Raw genomic sequence first — 923 nt, forward strand, 5'->3', positions numbered from 1 at the left:
GGCAAGGGGAAGGGGATCAGCGGGAGGGCCAGTACCAGATGAGCAGCATCGTCACGAGGAAACCGGTCAGGAAATTCAGCTTCAGGAACCGCTTCCATCCGGCGTTGGCTTCCTCGGACCGTTCGTCCGTGATGCCCAGGAAGGGCACCAGGTTCAGCAGGTACGGCACGGCCAGCAGCGACCCGAGCAGTGCGGGCCACGGGGTGAGCAGCATCAGGGCACCGGCTGCGGCGTAGGCGCCGAAGGCCAGCCGCACCACAGCCCTGCCTCCCAGCACCGTGGCAATGGAGGACAGCCCGCCTTCGCGGTCCGGAATGATGTCCTGCACAGCTCCGAACGCCTGGCTTGCCATCCCCCAGAGGAAGAACGCACCCAGCACTGCCCACAGTCCGGGCGTGAACTGGGCATCTGCCAGCACGAGTCCGTACACGGCCGGGGACACGAAGTGTGTGCTGGAGGTAATCGAGTCGAGGAAGGGCCGTTCCTTGAAACGCAGCCCGGGGGCGCTGTACGCGATGACTGCGAAGACGCTGACGGCCAGGACCAGCCAGGACAGCGGCGACCCCATCAGGGCCAGCACCACCAGGAACGGAACGTTGGTGACCACGGCAGCCCACAGGGTGATGCGGTGGAACCGGCGGTCCAGCAGGGCACCTTCCACCCCGCCCTTGCGGGGATTGCGCAGGTCGGATTCGTAGTCGAACACGTCGTTGATGCCGTACATGGCCAGGTTGTACGGAATCAGGAAGTACAGGGTGCCGATCACCCAGGCGGCGTCGATCCCGCCCGTGGTCAGCAGGTACGCGGCGGCGAAGGGGTACGCAGTATTAACCCAGGACAGCGGCCGGGAGGAGAGCAGCAGCATCCTCAGGGTGCCGGGCGTGCGGGTCGCGGGGGCACTCATGGGTTCTCCTCCAAAGGGG

Annotated in this window: 1 protein-coding gene; it reads right to left on the reverse strand. The window is 66.1% G+C overall.

Annotation, left to right across the window (positions count from 1 at the left end; all coding sequences use genetic code 11):
- Positions 1–16: 16 nt before the first annotated feature.
- The gene (locus TVC13_RS18015; RefSeq protein WP_422402497.1) at positions 17–904 is read right to left on the reverse strand and encodes a prenyltransferase; all 888 of its coding nucleotides are present in this window, start codon (positions 902–904) and stop codon (positions 17–19) included.
- Positions 905–923: the final 19 nt, after the last annotated feature.

Source organism: Arthrobacter sp. 3Tela_A, from assembly GCF_049311025.1.
Lineage (GTDB): Bacteria > Actinomycetota > Actinomycetes > Actinomycetales > Micrococcaceae > Arthrobacter_B.

Excerpts from the sequence above, each read along its gene's own strand:
- TVC13_RS18015 (WP_422402497.1), bottom strand. The coding sequence starts at position 904 with ATGAGTGCCCCCGCGACCCGCACGCCCGGCACCCTGAGGATGCTGCTG.